This window comes from Halomonas qinghailakensis (genome assembly GCF_025820815.1).
In the GTDB taxonomy this organism is placed as follows: domain Bacteria; phylum Pseudomonadota; class Gammaproteobacteria; order Pseudomonadales; family Halomonadaceae; genus Vreelandella; species Vreelandella qaidamensis.
Genome location: NZ_CP096973.1, coordinates 3,115,796 through 3,132,172 on the forward strand (window position 1 = coordinate 3,115,796; position 16,377 = coordinate 3,132,172).

Consider the following 16,377-nt stretch of genomic DNA (forward strand, 5'->3'; position numbering starts at 1 on the left):
TGGGAGTAGCTGTTAGCCAACACGGCAAGGGTGTCCACCGCAAGTGGAATCTGAAGGATGATCTTGAGCAGAACTCCTGCCAGGCCATTTAAGTGGCTAGCCCCGTGCGCATTAACTTCGTAAATTCTGCACCCGCTACACTGCCACTGAACAAATACCCTTGCCCTTCATTACAATGTTGATGGCGTAGAAACTCAAGCTGAGCGGGTGTTTCTACGCCTTCTGCAATCACTTTATAGCCGAAGCTTTCAGCCATAGCGATGACGGCGCTGGCAACCTTGCTGTTGCCATTACGCTCCCTAATGGTGTGGACGAAGGAGCCATCAATTTTGAGCACGTCAATAGGGTACATCAAAAGCTCACTTAGGCTGGATGAGCCCGTGCCAAAGTTATCTACGGCCAGTTGTACTCCCAGTACTTTGAGTTGGTTTAGAATGTCAGTGCTGGTAGTGGTATCTTGAATCAATACTCGCTCGGTGATATCTAGCTGCAGCCAGCCAGGTGCGAGATTAGTTTCATAGAGAATGGTGCGAACTCCGCTTACGAAGTCAGCATGGTAAAACTCGCGAGCTGAGATATTGACTGCCATCGAACTCATGGCTAGCCCTTCATCCTGCCAGTTGCGTGCTTGCAAGCAAGCTTCCCGTAATATCCAGCGACCAATGGGCAGTATCAGGTTGCTCTCTTCAGCGACCGTGATGAAACGCTCAGGTAGTGTTAACCCCCATTCTGGGTGCTGCCAACGTAGTAAGGCCTCAGCCCCAGTGATTGTTCCGGTCTGAAGGTTGATGAGGGGCTGGTAATATACTTCAAACTCTTGTCGTTCCAATGCCTGTTTCAGGCTGTTTTCTATGGATTCCCGTTCAAGTGCCCAGATGTTCATATCTTGCCTAAAAAACTGGAAGTTATTCCGTCCGGCGTGTTTGGCACGGTACATCGCGGTGTCCGCGTTCTTAATCAGCGCTTGTGCAGTGAGGGCGTCGTCGGGATAAACGCTAATGCCAATACTGCTCGTTATCTGCAGATTGTGTTGGCCAATTTGGTATGAGTCAGCCACTGATACGAGCAGTTTATGTGCCGTTAAGGCGGCATCTTGCGTACTGCGGCATTCAGTCAATAGCAGGACAAATTCATCTCCACCACTACGACTGACGGTGTCTGAGTGCCTGACACATGCAGATAGCCGTTGCGCCACTGATTGCAGAAGGCTGTCGCCAACAGTATGCCCAAGCGAGTCGTTGATATTTTTGAATTTGTCCAAATCAAGGAACAGTACTGCTAGTGAACTACCTCGCCGCTCAGCCAGGCTAATAGCATGTTCTATACGATCATTTAGCAGTACACGGTTAGGAAGTTGGGTAAGCGCGTCATGATGAGCGAGATAGGACATATTAATGGCTAGGGAAAGGGCTGCAGTGACATCATGAAAAACGATGACCGCGCCGCTGATCTTGCCGTTGGGTTCTCTAATAGGTGCAGCGGAATCTTCAATTGCTACCGTACTACCGTTACGACGTACTAGCATAGTGCCAGGTACCATGCTGACCGGTACGCTGTGTTTCAGAACTAGACTGACCGGATTCTGACAAGCAGCAGAGCTGTTGTCATGTATCAACGGCATGATCTGATCTATAGACCTTCCCTGGGCCTGCTCCAGTTTCCACCCTGTCATTTGTTCTGCAGCGAGGTTCATGTAGTCGACATTACCCTGCAGGTCTGAGCAGATGATCGCATCACTGATTGAGTTGAGTGTTAACTCGGCCCGTGAAACGCTGCTTTTTAATAAGTTATTTTTTACCTGCCAGTTGAGTCGTTCAACGACCATTGAGTTATCCTGTGGCTTTTTTAACGTCATGTCATACTCCCTGTAAACAATCAGTATTCGATAAGCCATACTATCGAGCCTGGAAATACCTAGTTCGCTACCTAAGCCCTTCCGTTGATGATTTCGCAAGGTGTAATAGTGTTTAGGCTTTAGGTTGCTGCGGACACTTTGGGTTACTTTAAATAAAACCGATGGCAGCTTGCCTGCGGGTGAAAAGCCACAAAATCCAGGCTAGACGCCTAATTCCTTATCGTCTGTGCGGTGGCGAACATTGTGTGGCTGCTCCTCAATGAACGGCAGGAGTCACTTCTAGTGACGGGTGTCAGAAACTAGGTAATCTTATTATGACAGGCGCGCCCTCGGTGGTTGGTACCGTCGCCATAGGTGAGGCGACGGACGGAGGGGAGGGCGGAGCAGGAAAGCGAGTCACCCGTGTGATTAAGCGTTAACCAATAAGGAAGATAATGTGCTTATAGCAACGCTAGGCCCTGCAGGCAGCAATCATGAGCTGGTCGCAAATCGCTATCTCAACAGGCATGCACCGCAAGGCAACATATTGCTTTATACCGCGTTTGAAGACGCCTTTAAGGCACTGCTCGAACACAAAGTAGATCGCGTTTTACAGTGTACTGCTCACCCTGAGCACGGACACTATGTGGGTCGCTATATGCATCGTGTATTTCCTGTGGATGCGTTCATTGCAGGCAGCAAGCCATTGGCTATCCTTGCACGGGTCGATGTGAAAACTCCCAAAACGTTAGCGCTACAGCCTGCTACGCGCTTTTACACAGATCTTTCGGGTTATTCAGAAATTATCGAAGAGCCGTCGATTGTAAACGTGTCGGAGGGGCTATTGAACGGTGAGTATGACGCGGGGATATGCGCCCAAGAGGTGCAGGCCCAACACCCCCAACAGTTGCGTACCGTTAAAGAGCTAGGATCTGCATTGGATACCTGGGTGATGTTTGGTCGAACTCCGCTGTCGAACACCAATAGCAGGGTCTATTAAGTTAGGCGCAATGGGCAACTAGTGCTACACCCAAAAGATGACCAGTAAACCCGCTATCACCAGCAAAGTACGCAGCCAAAAGGCTCGCCGGGCAATCACGCCATACGATATGGCCGACAGCCCAACCGCTACTTTCAACGTATAAAGACCAGCACTGAGCGGCGCGGTAGCTAGCCCAATAATGTCAGGGTTAGCCACCATAGCCAGCGGTATGACATAAAGCCCAATACCCAGCGCCATAGCCTTCAGTGCGACTTTTAGCCAATTTTCTTCCACCATGCCTGCGGCAATAAATACACCGCCACATACCGGTGGTGTGATGGTGGAAAGCAGCGCAAACCAAAAAACAAACAGATGTGCCAGCAAAGGCTCCAGACCCAAGGCGATTAGCGCAGGCCCCGCCACAGAAACACAAATCACGTAAGCAGCGGTAGTAGGTACTTCCATACCCAACACAAGGCAAGCCAGTGCTGTTAAGAGCAAAGCTGGCCATAACATCTCGCCTGATAATGAAAGAATCCCCGATGTGATTTTAACGCCAAGCCCTGTGAGCGAAAGCACGCCAATCACCAATGAAGCACAAATAATAATGGCCCCAATCATGGCTATTTGCTTGCCAGCGGTAACCACGGCCTCGCCTAAACGACCCCAAAACTGGCGAAATGAGAACGTTAGAGTCACATCAAATAACAGCAGTAACACGCCTGCCAGTACCGCAATGCTTGCTGCATATTGCGGGGTATATCCGCCCACGAAAATGCGCTCAAGCAAAATAGCGAAAGGCACCGCAAAGAAAAGCGAAGTGACGACCACTTCTTTTCTAGTGGGCTGTTCACTTGCCGCGATAGGGCGAAGATCGTGACGTGTGGCATAGGCGTTAATGCCCATCCATACGGTAAAAAAGTACAGCAAGGCAGGTAGTGTCGCCGCCGCCATAATCTGCGTATAAGGTGTGCCCGTCAGCTCCACCATTACAAAAGCACCCGCCCCCATCAGCGGCGGCATAATTTGCCCGCCCGACGAAGCCACTGCTTCTACTGCCCCAGCCAACGATTTGGGATACCCCAGTCGACGCATAGTAGGAATGGTAATCGCCCCTGTAGAGGCCACATTCGCCGATGCAGACCCAGAAATAGACCCCATCAGTGCCGAAGAGATCACCGACACCTTCGCGGCACCCCCGGTAAGCCTGCCCGCAAATGCGCTGGCCATATTCATAAAGCCGCGCCCAGCCTCACCCGCATTAAGTACCGCGCCGAAAATAACAAAGACCGCCACCACGCCAACGCTAACCCCGGTCAGCTTGCCCCACAATCCGCCTTCGGCGATGGTAAGCGTCCCCACAAAGCTCTGCATTGGAAGGCCAGGGTGGCCGAACTGCCCAGGCATATGGTCACCAAACACTGCATAAGCCAAGGCGAGCAGCGCCACGCAGGGAAGCGGCCAGCCAATCGCCCGACGCGCCATTTCCAGCGCCAGAAAGATCAAGAAAACGCCAATGATCATCTGGGTGTCGCCATAGATGAAGCCATACTGGTTCGCTAGCGATGTGCTATTGAACGCGATATACCCACACGCAGCCACGCCTAGGAGAGTCAGTACCCAGCCGCTAATGCGCTGCAGAGGCGTACTTGCTGCGAAGATAAGGATCCACGGCAGAATGAGCGCCATATGAATAGGGCGGCTCACCAATGCCGGTGTGAGGCCATAAAAAATCAAACCGATATGAAAAATAACCGTCATAGCACCCAGCGCCACCCACGCAGGATGAAGCGGAGAGTTAGTCGTCAGCATAACCAGTGCCTTAATGACACGGCCGGCCCTTAAGGCCGGCCAGAAGTAAGGAAGGAAAACCTTCAGCGGAGGCGGTCAGGAAACTCGATGCCAGCCTCATCGTAGTAACGAATGGCGCCAGGGTGTAGGGAACCCGCCATATTCGCGATCATCTCGTGAGAAATCCCTCCCCACCACGCTGTTTCTTCGGCCATCGTCTCACGGCGCTCCCAAAACGTACGCGTTAGCGTATAGGCGGTTTCTTCATCCATATCGGTGGTGGTGTAAGCAATAACGGGTAAAGACGTCGTTTGCACATCCTCATCAATACTCGGGTAGCTTCCTGCAGGAATAGTCTGGCGAGCGGAGCCTGTCTGCTCAATCTGCTCGTCAGTCAAACTCACCAAGCTAATGGGCATGCTTGCGGCCGTTTCGATAACGTTAGGTGTTGGGAAAGAGCTTGCCGTGACAAACGCATCAATTTGGCCGTTTTTCAGCGCATCGGGGCCGCTACCAATCTCAGCATTGGCAATGCGCAAGCTATCCATTAAACCAAACAGCTCCAGATAGCGTTCCGCCTCACGAGCGCCAAAGGTGCCACGGCCAATTAACACATGCTTATCTTCTAATGCGTCTAGTCCCACCACGCCCTCATCGCTATTCACCACAAAATGCATGGTAATGGCAGGGATTGGGAATAGACCACGAATCTCCTCAAAACGAGGGTTAGGCCGTTCAGCAAAGGGGCCTTCGCTAGCGGCCGCCTGGGTCACTAGTGCCGGCGGCGTGGTAAACACATAGTTACCATGGCGTGCCATCACCTCCATCACGTTCTGCACTGAGCCTTGGCTCTCTTCCAGAGTGATAACGATATTGCCATCGGTGCCCGCTTTAATGGCCTCAGAAAGCTCAACACCCATCTGATGATAAGCGGTTCCCGCCGAAGCGGATTTATAGGTCACACGCGTCTCCGCGTGGGCCGAAAGTGACGCCGCTCCCATGAAGGTAGCAACGGCAGAAAAAAGTAGGCGACGAGTCAGTCCAGACTGGCGAGGGAGCATGGTCTCTCCTTAGAGTGTATCCAGTGTTGCGTTTATTATAGGAATTCAAGTGAGGAAAAAATTTCGAACAATGGTGTTTTTGGCTAAGCCCAATCTCAATATCTGACATCTGAAAAGCCAGTGCAAGTTTTGACGGGTGGTGCCAGTGCTAAGGAACGTCTCATGCGTGTATTACATAGATGATTATTGAGACCTTAATGCTGCTGCATTATCTCGCAAGCAGGTAATGCGCTATTAGCAGTGCCAAGAGTTGGGGCACTACTAAAGCGTGCTCGAAACATACGCATGTTTAGTTTGTATAAGGCTGACAATGCCCAGGTATTGAGTCGCCGGGCAGTGAAGTAGCAGCCTGCAAGGCGCTGCTAAAGAGTGCGCCACAATCAGCTCTATTTTAGTGGTTGAGAGCTAAGAACCTTCGGCTGGATCCTGAAACTCAACCGCTAGACAGCAAGTTAGCCTAATTTTCGCCATGCCCATCACACGGCTGCTTTGAAGGCATCAGCGGCGCTGCCAATAGCTCTGTTGAAGCCTTACGGAAGCACATTGCCAGGCGTCTTGCGCGGATTTCTGTGAAGATATTTCTTAAAAAAGATGTCTTTCTACATTTACTCTTAAACAGAATTAGGTACTATAAGCATCTTCTGAACAATAAAAAGTGTAACTAAAAATGCATTAACCATAGGTGCTTACACATTTTTATGTAGGCCTTATTGATTTCGGTCAGCAAAAAAGCAGTCAACAAGTTGAGGTAATCAAAGCTCCTCATTTCTGCTTTTTTAATCTGGATGGGGAGTTTTAGCACTAGTAGTGTTCGACAGCTTTTATTTATACTTCCAATAAAAAATAGCTACGTTTCTATGATATTTGCATTCGATCATCATACGTTAAACCCTCGAAAAATACGCCACTATAAAATAGGTAGAGAATTAAATGCCAAACTATTTTTATGCATACCATGGTCCTAAAAATGGCAGTGAATTTTGCTACCACACTGGTTATGGTGTATCAAAAGAGAGCAAGCAGAGCCAAACAAGGCGTGGTGATTTTGTTTTTATAATCCAAAAAAGACCCAGCGTAGATTGCTTCCAATTATGTGGTGTTTTTAAGATAGTGAGTCACTATTATGATGAAGAAAGTGCTCGACCATATAGAATGAAGTTGGAAGACGTTTCAAAACTAACAACGTATATTGATCTTGATGAAGATAAAATAAGTAGGCAGCTGCCTCAGATTAAAGGCGATAAGCGGTGGTCTAATTTTAAAAGACATTTTTGTAGACAAGGCGTTTCATTTCAAAGCAGTCTAAATAAGGCTGTAGTAGATTTGCTGAATACTCTTGTTTTGCCTCGGTCATCTACTATTGAAGATAATGAAGAAAAATTTAATCTTGAAGTGGAAAGATCTTTGAATTCATCTGAAAAAGCTAGAGCATTCAGGCTTAAAAAAGCTAATAAAAAGCCTGAGAAATGTGTTGTAGCAATCACTACGTTTAAACGCAATCCGGACGTAGTGGCAACTGTATTGCTACGAGCAGGGGGTAAATGTGAAGCCTGTGGCAATGATGCCCCTTTTAAAAAGCGAAAAGATAATACACCCTACCTGGAAGTTCATCACATAGTACGCCTAGCGGATAATGGCGACGACACGGTTGAAAATGCAATAGCACTTTGTCCCAACTGCCATCGCAAACAACATTTCGGATAAAAACGGATATTTGGTAAAAACCAACATACAGCAGCAAAAGTGGTGGAAGTAACAGCCAGTATGGTACTACTTGGTCAATGTCGATGTTTTAGATTTAACGTCCGTATACGGCAATACCACTACGACCATTATGTTTAATAAAGTACATGCTTTGGTCAGCGGCATTAACGAGCTCAGACGCACTGGCAAACCCTCCATCTTCTAGACAGGCAATACCGATAGAGACAGTCACATAAATTGGACGGTCTTCACACGATGCCATTGGTTGTTTTTGAAGCCGATAGGCAACACGTTGGGCAAATTTTCTGGCTCCGTTTGCGTTTTCTCCAGGTAATATAGCCATAAACTCTTCACCGCCGTAACGGCCTGCAAGGTCGCCATCGCGAACACTTGCATTGAGAAGCTTAGCAAAACTCACCAGCACCCTATCTCCGGCAGCGTGACCAAACTGATCATTGATGGTTTTAAAGTGATCAATATCTATAAATATGATTGAAAGCGCACCATCATCTTCCCGGCATTTCTGAAACCGCTTATCTAACTGCTCCTCTAACCATCCCCGATTGACGATTCCTGTAAGTGAGTCGGTGCGGCTCCGTGACTCTAGATCGTTTTGTCGCTCAAGGAGTTGGGCCAGTTCTTTTTGCTGTTGATCTAAGCGTGCTCTCAAATCTAGGGTTTGCTCAAACAAAAGTTGCTGAGCCTCTGCCAGTAGCGCTTCATTATCGCGCTGGGTAGGGGCTGTAATATCGAGAATATTGGCTAGGCTGGGAAGCTGTGTCTCAATATTGTTCAGAAGCTCTCCCAGTTCTATATGCTCTACTAACTGGTGGCCTTCCAATTTTCTCATCAGGGTTACCAGCGCTTGTGCTGGCGCTGGTGAGAGCCAAGCATCAGCAATATGCCCAGATAGCCGGATGCATAATTGCTCCGCTGATGTCGCGGAGAAGTCTAGGTGACTTGTCTGAATAGCTTCTGCAATGGTAGTGGGAACTCCCCATTTGGCCGCAAGCCAAGCACCCACAACGGCATGATCACAACCGAATAGCACTTGCTCGTTATGACTCAGCTCAGGATGAAAGACCATCGGCGTTTCATAGACACTCTCCATTTCATCTGGATAAAGAGACTCTAGGGCTAACACCCCAATATCTTGCAAAAGGGCAGCTGTGAAAACGAACCCTTTTTTTGATCGGCACAAGCGATCCGCAAGATAACGTGAGGCGATGGCAGCAATGAGCGAGCGACTCCAAACTCTTTGTAGATATGCATTTGCCCCTTTCTGACGAAATAGGCTGAAGCTAAGGGTGGCTGCTAAGGTAGTGTCTAGCCCAATACAAGCCACCGCTTCTTGGCAGCTACTGATGGGCGGAGCGCTGCGTGCATAGTAGGCACTATTTGCTAACGCCAACAGGCGTGTAGTGAGAACCGGATCGTTCTCAATAGCATCCGCGTAGGCTTTGACATTAGCATGTGGAGATCTTGCAGTGGCGAGAACATTCATAGCGACAGAAGGGAGTGTAGGCAGTGATGCACAGCCTTCGAGATTTTGTCGGATAAAGTCCGGTAGTGGAGAGCTAAGCGATAGTTGAGCACTGTAGTCGGTTGGTTGAATAGCCAGCATAGCAACTCCCTTTTGGTCGTGCGGCTAGTGAGGTAAGTACTTTATAGTTTTTATAATCAAACAGTTGTTTTACAGCATAGGCTATAAGTGCAAAAGAGGGTAGGCAGAGGCAGCACTCTTTTGATGTTTTTGAGTTTGATGCACGCATTATTTAGTAGCGGCGTGAATAGCCGCGTCGATTCATGGGGGAGCAACCGTATCTCCCGTGGTCAGTGTTTGTTCCTATCTGATACAACCGGATAGAATCCCGCATAAGATCGGTCACTATCAGTGATGGCAATGCCACCTGTATTGCCTGCCGTAAGGATAGCGCTCCCGAGCTTCCTGACATGGCAGGGCCTATGATGCAACCTTTCGAAACCCTGACCCTAACCAAGCCCCTACAAACGCTAACGTAAAATATTTGCTGGTTTTAGAGCTTTTTTGTACAACTAGTGGTAGCTTTTGTCTAAGTTTTGGTTTTTAACGATTTGGCTATTGAATTTTATTAGCCCTAAGTTCAGCGGTTGCAACGGAGATGCGACGAGTTTAATGAAGTGCGGTAGCTGGTGAAATTGGTGAGCGTGGTAAGAACGCCAGTTGCTAGCGTCCAAGTTTTATGCTGAGCCAGGGCTTCTGTAAAAGAACTGTCATAAAAAACCATCATCGTTTAAAGATAAAAGGCATTCTTAACTATGACTTCCCCAAGCTCCCTCTCCGAATTACCAGCATCGACATTACCTGACCTTTTTCCACGCACCGTGATGCTTGCAGGTAGCGATCCTGACGCAACGCGTAGAGAAATCGAGGCCTGCTTTACCGCGACCTTCGACCGCTACGAGTCGCTGTTTACCACTCTGGTCAGCGAAGAATCCTATATTCGCAAGTCAATCCCCTTACGGCATCCACTGATTTTTTACCTCGGGCATACCGCTACCTTCTTCGTCAACAAGCTGGTGCTAGCCAAACTGCTGCCTACGCGGATAGACCCGAATATGGAGTCTATTTTTGCTGTGGGCGTTGATGAAATGAGCTGGGATGACCTCAACGAGGATCACTACGAATGGCCGTCGGTGGATGAGGTCATGGCCTATCGTGGCAAGGTGCGCGCTGCGGTATTGCAGCTGATTCGTGAGTTGCCGCTTTCGCTTCCAATCGGTTGGGACAGCCCCTTCTGGCCGATTGTAATGGGCATCGAGCACGAGCGGATTCACTTGGAAACATCGTCGGTATTGATCCGCCAGCAGCTGCTCCATTTGGTAACCCATCAGAAAGAGTGGGAGCCGGTGCGTATCAGTGGTGAGCCGCCGGAAAACAGCCTGATTACCGTGCCGGGGGGTGAAGTCACCCTGGGCAAGGATTTCGATGATGCCTTTTACGGCTGGGATAACGAGTACGGCCATCACAAGGCTGAAGTGGACGAATTCAAGGCCAGCCAGTTCCTGGTCAGCAACAGTGAATTTCTCGAATTTGTCGAGGCTGGTGGCTATTTGAGCGATGAATTCTGGTCAGAAGAGGGGCTGGGCTGGCGCAACTTTGCCAAGGCAACGCACCCGACCTTCTGGGTGTGGAAAAACGAGTGGCATCTGCGCCTGATGACCGAAGAAGTGGAAATGCCTTGGGATTGGCCGGTAGAAGTTAACTTTCACGAAGCCAAGGCGTTCTGTCACTGGAAGAGTGCACAGCTCGGCCAGCCGGTGCGCATGCCGACCGAAGATGAGTGGCACCGTCTGGCCGAGGAGGCCGGGGTTTCCGAGCTGGAAAACGATACCCCTGCCAATGCCAACCTGCACCTGGATCACGGTGCTTCTTCCTGCCCGGTGACCCGCTTCCAGCACGGCCAGTGGTTTGATGTGGTGGGCAACGTCTGGCAGTGGATCGAGACGCCGACCTATCCATTCCCAGGTTTTGATGTTCATCCGCTGTACGATGATTTCACTACTCCGACCTTTGACAACCAGCATAACCTGATCAAGGGTGGTTCGTGGATTTCCTGTGGCAACGAAACGCGCCTCAGCGCCCGCTATGCGTTCCGCCGCCATTTCTTCCAGCACGCCGGTTTCCGTTACGTGGTGTCGGATGCCGAAGTCAAGATGCCCAGTGCCTACTATGAAAGCGATGCCCGCATGGCCGAGTACGCTGAGTTCCATTATGGCGATGAGTGGTTCGGGGTTGCCAACTTCCCACAGGCGCTAGCCAACAAGGCGTTGGCCAGCATGGCTGGTCGCCAGAAAGCTCGCGCCCTGGATCTGGGCTGTGCCAGCGGGCGTTCCAGCTTTGAGTTGGCCCGTGAGTTTGAACACGTGGATGGGGTAGATTTCTCGGCTAACTTTATCCGCCAAGGGGTGGAAATGGCTGAGCAGAAAGTGCTGCGCTATACCCGCGTAGAGGAAGGCGAGCTGGTCAGCTATCAGGAGCGCACCCTAGCAAGCCTGGGGCTGGAAGATTCAGCTGAGCGCGTCAGTTTCCACCAGGGCGATGCCTGTAACCTCAAGCCGCAGTTCAACCGCTATGACCTTGTGCTGGCCGCCAACCTGATCGATCGCTTGTATAAGCCGTCACAGTTTCTGCAGAGCATCCATGAGCGCATCAATGCCGGGGGCATTCTGATGATTGCCTCGCCCTATACCTGGCTTGAAGAGTACACGCCCAAGGAGGAGTGGATTGGCGGCTTCAAGCGCGACGGGGAAAATGTCACTACCCTGGAAGGCCTGAAAGAACTGCTCGAACCTCACTTCCGGATGATCAGCGAGCCTGAAAAGGTGCCCTTTGTGATCAGAGAGACCATGCATAAATATCAGCATAGTCTCTCGGAAGTGACCCTCTGGGAGCGTCGCTCCTAGCCTTTTGTAGGCCTTTAGCCTACTAAGGATTCAATCGCCCGATTAATCGACGCCTGTTCGGTTAATCGGGCATATAAAACTTCATCAGCCGCCTCAGCGTTGATCAACCCCAGCAAGACCCCCAGCACGGCCCCTCTGTGAACGTTGTCACCGCCCACTTCAGCATTGATCTGCAAGGCTTTCATCGGGTTATCGCGGTGTTTACACGCTAGATAGAGCACGGCTGGCCAGGCATCGGTGATATAGCAGGCCGTTGATAGCACCCCACCAATCACTTCTCGCTCGGTATGCTGGCTTTTTACCAGAGTAGTCAGTTCACGCTTTGCCAGGCTGCGGGTGGCGTTAAGCAGCGCTTCCTCTATGTGGTCGTCCGTATCTCTGAACAGCAGGTTATCGATCAGCGCCACATAGGCATCACACACGTCCGCCAAGAAGGTGTCCGGGTGGGTCAGGGCGAGATGCTGACGGCAAAGTTTGCGGGTATCCGCTAATGAGGTGCCTTTCAAGCGTTCACCAATGACCAGCGGCGCTATGGTCACCAGCCCGCCAATCGACGGGGTGTCGTGGGTCACGGCGCCACATTGCTTGGGCGACAAACCTTTTTCCAGGTTGGCAAAAAAACCGCGATGGTAGGATTCCGCGTAGGTATCCGGGTGGGCGGGCGTTTCGGCGGTCATCAGCTGGATGTAAGCCTTTAGAAAGGTATCGCTGTCATACTGCTGATCAGTTTCTGCCATGCTGTGCATCAGGGTTAACGCACAGTGGGCATTCAGGGTGTTGTCACCGGGTTGCATGCCCTGATGATAGTGAACATTCGGGCGATTCCAGTAGCCTTGTTTGCCCTTGAGTATGACGTCGCCGACGATCTCCGGCTGCGGGCTGCCGGAGCGCTTGCGGCCGCCGCTGCTGGTGGAGTGCATCGACATGATCGACGATGGGTGAAACTCAGGCGGCGCTTCAAAGGTGGTGATGCCGTCTGGAAAGGCACGGTCAATATCGTGAACGTTGTAGAACCAGTGGACGGGCATGGCTAATGCATCGCCAATAAACAGGTTCTTGAGTGCAGCGCGTGCTCTTGATAACGCGGTATTTGTCATTAACGTGGCATTTGTCATAAGGGGCCTTTACGTTGGTGAGGACTGGCGGAAGTCTTTGCACTGATAACCTACTATATCGGCTCCTACCCTCGATGACTGTATATGGACATGGCTGTCTAACGGCTGAACTGAAGTTGTTGTTATCAGGTATGCTCTTGGCTTGTTGTTATTTTGATTCCTTTAAGGACATCCTCATGCGTTTTCTAAAACCTGTTGCCATTACATCACTGGTTATGATGTTTTCAATTCCCATTTCACTATTGGCGCAGGATGCGCATATTGGCAGCGTGCGAACAGAGTTCAGGTTGATTGGCCCGAACAGTACCATTGAAGTAGAGCGTTTCGATGACCCGAAAGTACAAGGTATTTCCTGTTATCTCTCTTACTCTCAGGTAGGCGGGATTTCCGGCGCAGTGGGTTTGGCTGAAGAAGCCAGTGAAGCGAGTGTTGCCTGTCGGCAAACGGGGGAGGTGATTTTTGACCCTAACGAAGTCGATGAGCAAGAAGTGGTCTTTAATCAGCGCCGCTCGGCTCTTTTCAAAAATATGCGTGTGGTACGTATGCACGATATTGAAACTGAAACCTTTGTGTACTTGACCTACAGCACCAAGCTTGTTGACGGATCGCCAAAGAATGCGATTTCAGCAGTTCACTATGGCGGGTTTTAGGCAGCCCTAGCGGGCATTCCCTAAAGCCTGGGCCCAGTAGGTGGTGAACTGTGAGTCAGCATTCTGAGCACTTGCCATGCCGATTTCTGTGAACGTGGCGTTCATAATGTTGCTGCAATGGCCGGGGCTTTCTAGCCAGCCTTCTACCACGGCGGCAGCCGATAATTGACCAGCTGCAATGTTTTCACCCACCGCTTGCCATGGGTAGCCCTGATTGTTAATGCGCTGCTCTATACCCGAACCGTCAGGAGACGTATGGCTAACGTAGTCATTCTCTGCCATATCTTCGGCGTGTAGTTGAGAAGCCCTTGCAAGCTTACAGTTCCAGCTCAGCGGTTCTGTTGCTGCAAACTGTTGATCGCCGCACTGTCGGGCTTGGCTGCGTGCTTCGTTAACTAACGCCAGCATTTCCTGTTGCTGAGTAGAAAGTCCACACTCTTTATCGGGTGCGTTAGGGGTAGGGCCATCACCAGCCCATGCGCTGGTGATGCCCACTAGCATCAGTGTCATCGCACTAGAAAGCGCCCAATAGGCTGGGCGCTTTGAGGTTATTTTAGCCGCCGAATTTTTCATTTTCACCCAGGTTAGGGGTAGCGTCCTTTTTGAGATTGGCTTTGGTTATTTCATAGAGCTGGAAGGCTTTGCTCTCTTTTGCCTTCCAGTGCTCGCCCATCTGCACGTTAACTTCTAGTAGCGCTACGTCAGGGTCATCTTTTCCCTCTGGGAACCACGCTGCAATAAAGGGGTTCCAGTAACGTTCAATCAGCTCGCGATTATCGATTAGGTTAGCTTTACCCGAAAGCGATACATAAACGCCATCTTCCTGATCGGAAAAGCTAAGGCATACATCGTGATCGCTTTCGGTTTCAAACACCTTTTCGGCACTACGACGTGTGAAAAACCATAGCGTTCCGTCGTAGTCATCTTGAACCAAATGCATGGGGCGTGCTCGTGGTACATCGTTATCTAACGTTACCAACATACCTACCTTAATGTCCTTAATCATCTTCCAGATTTTCTGCTTATGCTCCGGGCTGGACATAGCGTCACACTCCTTATGTATTGAGGACTATTTACGTGTTGAAGGCTAATAATCGCCAACCAACATACTGATTCATCATCGTTGGTAAGAATCTATACGAAAGCTGTTTACGTGAAGCAGCTTTTTGTACAAATCCTGCTAACAGCCTAGTCACCATTGTCGATGTCAGCAAATTTCTCATGATGTTTCTTCGCTGCTTAAATGGTCACTTAGAAAAACTTCAACCGCCATCAGTGGGTGGCAAAGCGGCAGCACAAGCTGAGAGAGGTGAGGGTGTCAAACAGATGAAAGCCTAGCCTTATTGCGTGTTAGCACTGCTTTTTTTAATAAACGCGGCACGCGCTATCGTTAAGAATTATTAAGGCGGGTTAGTGTGAGCAGTGGGTTCTTAACAATGAAAACTAATCAAGGATTTGATAATGAAATATCCACTAACCCTGTTAGCTGCCGCCGTTGCTGCCACTATCACCAGTACGAGTTATGCGGCGCCGCTGCTCAGTGACCAAGCATTGCTAGTTGATAGCCCAGAACACTTAAGTGCCAATGCCTGGGTGGAAATCTCGCAATCGGCTTTTGAAGGGAACGTTCGTGGTGTTCAGGAACTGCTTGGCGAAGAAGCGGATCTCTGCGCCATTATGAAGGCCGATGCTTATGGTCATGGCATTGCGAATTTAATGCCTTCTGTGATCGCGTTAGGTATTCCTTGTATTGGTGTGGCGAGTAACGAAGAAGCGCGGGTTGTTCGGGCGTCTGGTTTCGATGGGCGTTTAATGCGCGTACGCAGTGCAACACCAGAAGAAGTTCGCGGTGCATTTGATTACAGTATGGAAGAGCTATTCGGGGATATAACCGCCGCTCGGCAAGCATCCAGCGATGCAGCCGAGGCAGGGGTAACACTGCGCTATCATTTGGGCCTGAATGCCGGCGGTATGGGGCGTAACGGCATGGCGCTTGATAGTGAAGCAGGACGCCAGGAAGCGTTAGAGCTTCAAGACTTGGCATCGTTGGAGCTGGTGGGCATCATGACCCACTTCGCGTTTGAAGATGAAGATTTTGTTCGCCAAGGGCTAGAGGCGTTTCACGAGCAAAGTGATTGGTTAATCGAGACGGCTAACCTGGATCGAGATGCGCTAACGCTGCATGCCGCCAATTCATTTGCCACCATGGAAGTGCCTGAAGCACGCCTTGATATGGTGCGCCCAGGTGGCTTGCTGTATGGCGATCTACCTCATTATGAGCAGTTTAAACCGGTGATGTCGTTTCGCACGCGGGTAGCGTCGGTCAACGATTACGCGCAAGGCAGCGGAGTTGGTTACGATAACGTCAGGGTGTTGGAGCGCGATAGCCTACTGGCGAATTTGCCCGTCGGTTATTCTGACGGCTATCGGCGTGTTTTCAGTGACGCCGCATTTGTACTGGTCAACGGTGAGCGAGTGCCGGTCATGGGAAGAGTGTCGATGAACACGACCATGGTAGACGTGACGGATGTGGAGGGAGTGGCACCGGGTGATGAAGTCGTGCTTTACGGACTCCAGGGTGACGAGCGAATTACCATTGGTGAACTTGAAGACCTCAATAGTGCGTTACTCGCCGACCTTTACACGGTGTGGGGAAACTCAAATCCGAAGGTGTTGCGTCCAAGCGATAGCGAATAAAGTGAAAGTGACATGAATAGCGATAGCGAGTGATTTTTCTAGCAAAGACTGTGACCAATTAGCATGGTTTATCAAGCCACCCCGCTTATTCGAGCGG

General features: G+C 50.2%; 12 protein-coding genes. 5 read left to right on the top strand and 7 right to left on the bottom strand.

Annotated elements, in window-relative coordinates; genetic code table 11:
• Positions 1–88: 88 nt before the first annotated feature.
• A complete protein-coding gene (locus M0220_RS14160) occupies positions 89–1,855 on the bottom strand; it encodes a sensor domain-containing protein (RefSeq protein WP_264018021.1) in 1,767 nt (588 codons plus the stop codon).
• 436 nt (positions 1,856–2,291) lie between these two features.
• Here M0220_RS14160 and M0220_RS14165 point away from each other — a divergent pair, with 436 nt between their 5' ends.
• Entirely contained in the window at positions 2,292–2,834 is a 543-nt protein-coding gene (locus tag M0220_RS14165; RefSeq protein ID WP_264018022.1) for a type 2 periplasmic-binding domain-containing protein, read from the top strand.
• A gap of 24 nt (positions 2,835–2,858) precedes the next feature.
• Here the strand turns inward: M0220_RS14165 and M0220_RS14170 are convergent, their stop codons facing one another.
• Positions 2,859–4,628: a TRAP transporter permease gene (locus M0220_RS14170; RefSeq protein ID WP_264018023.1), complete on the bottom strand. Its 1,770-nt coding sequence runs from the start codon at positions 4,626–4,628 to the stop codon at positions 2,859–2,861.
• 62 nt (positions 4,629–4,690) lie between these two features.
• Positions 4,691–5,668, bottom strand: coding sequence for a TAXI family TRAP transporter solute-binding subunit (locus tag M0220_RS14175; RefSeq protein WP_264018024.1), 978 nt, complete (start codon positions 5,666–5,668; stop codon positions 4,691–4,693).
• A 930-nt stretch (positions 5,669–6,598) separates the two neighbouring features.
• Between M0220_RS14175 and M0220_RS14180 the strand changes: the two genes are divergently transcribed.
• Complete coding sequence (locus M0220_RS14180) at positions 6,599–7,372, top strand: HNH endonuclease (protein WP_264018025.1); 774 nt, start codon at positions 6,599–6,601, stop codon at positions 7,370–7,372.
• Between the two features lie 94 nt (positions 7,373–7,466).
• Here the strand turns inward: M0220_RS14180 and M0220_RS14185 are convergent, their stop codons facing one another.
• Positions 7,467–8,996 carry a sensor domain-containing diguanylate cyclase gene (locus M0220_RS14185; RefSeq protein WP_264018026.1) on the bottom strand — a complete coding sequence of 510 codons (1,530 nt, stop codon included), beginning with the start codon at positions 8,994–8,996 and terminating at the stop codon, positions 7,467–7,469.
• A 674-nt stretch (positions 8,997–9,670) separates the two neighbouring features.
• Between M0220_RS14185 and ovoA the strand changes: the two genes are divergently transcribed.
• Positions 9,671–11,818, top strand: a complete 2,148-nt coding sequence (gene ovoA, locus M0220_RS14190; protein ID WP_264018027.1) for a 5-histidylcysteine sulfoxide synthase — start codon at positions 9,671–9,673, stop codon at positions 11,816–11,818.
• Between the two features lie 14 nt (positions 11,819–11,832).
• Here ovoA and M0220_RS14195 read toward each other — a convergent pair whose 3' ends face one another.
• Positions 11,833–12,933: an ADP-ribosylglycohydrolase family protein gene (locus M0220_RS14195; protein ID WP_264018028.1), complete on the bottom strand. Its 1,101-nt coding sequence runs from the start codon at positions 12,931–12,933 to the stop codon at positions 11,833–11,835.
• A 176-nt stretch (positions 12,934–13,109) separates the two neighbouring features.
• Here M0220_RS14195 and M0220_RS14200 point away from each other — a divergent pair, with 176 nt between their 5' ends.
• Positions 13,110–13,583 carry a CreA family protein gene (locus M0220_RS14200; protein WP_264018029.1) on the top strand — a complete coding sequence of 158 codons (474 nt, stop codon included), beginning with the start codon at positions 13,110–13,112 and terminating at the stop codon, positions 13,581–13,583.
• A gap of 6 nt (positions 13,584–13,589) precedes the next feature.
• On the opposite strand, the gene M0220_RS14205 is transcribed toward M0220_RS14200, so the two are convergent.
• Both M0220_RS14205 and M0220_RS14210 read right to left on the bottom strand, forming a co-directional pair.
• Positions 13,590–14,093 (bottom strand): CAP domain-containing protein, encoded by a 504-nt coding sequence (locus M0220_RS14205; RefSeq protein ID WP_232222365.1) that lies wholly within the window; start codon positions 14,091–14,093, stop codon positions 13,590–13,592.
• Between the two features lie 43 nt (positions 14,094–14,136).
• The gene (locus M0220_RS14210; protein WP_030072083.1) at positions 14,137–14,625 is read right to left on the bottom strand and encodes a pyridoxamine 5'-phosphate oxidase family protein; all 489 of its coding nucleotides are present in this window, start codon (positions 14,623–14,625) and stop codon (positions 14,137–14,139) included.
• A gap of 419 nt (positions 14,626–15,044) precedes the next feature.
• On the opposite strand from M0220_RS14210, the gene alr reads away from it, so the two are divergent.
• Positions 15,045–16,280 carry an alanine racemase gene (gene alr, locus M0220_RS14215; protein WP_264018030.1) on the top strand — a complete coding sequence of 412 codons (1,236 nt, stop codon included), beginning with the start codon at positions 15,045–15,047 and terminating at the stop codon, positions 16,278–16,280.
• The last annotated feature ends 97 nt before the right edge of the window (positions 16,281–16,377 follow it).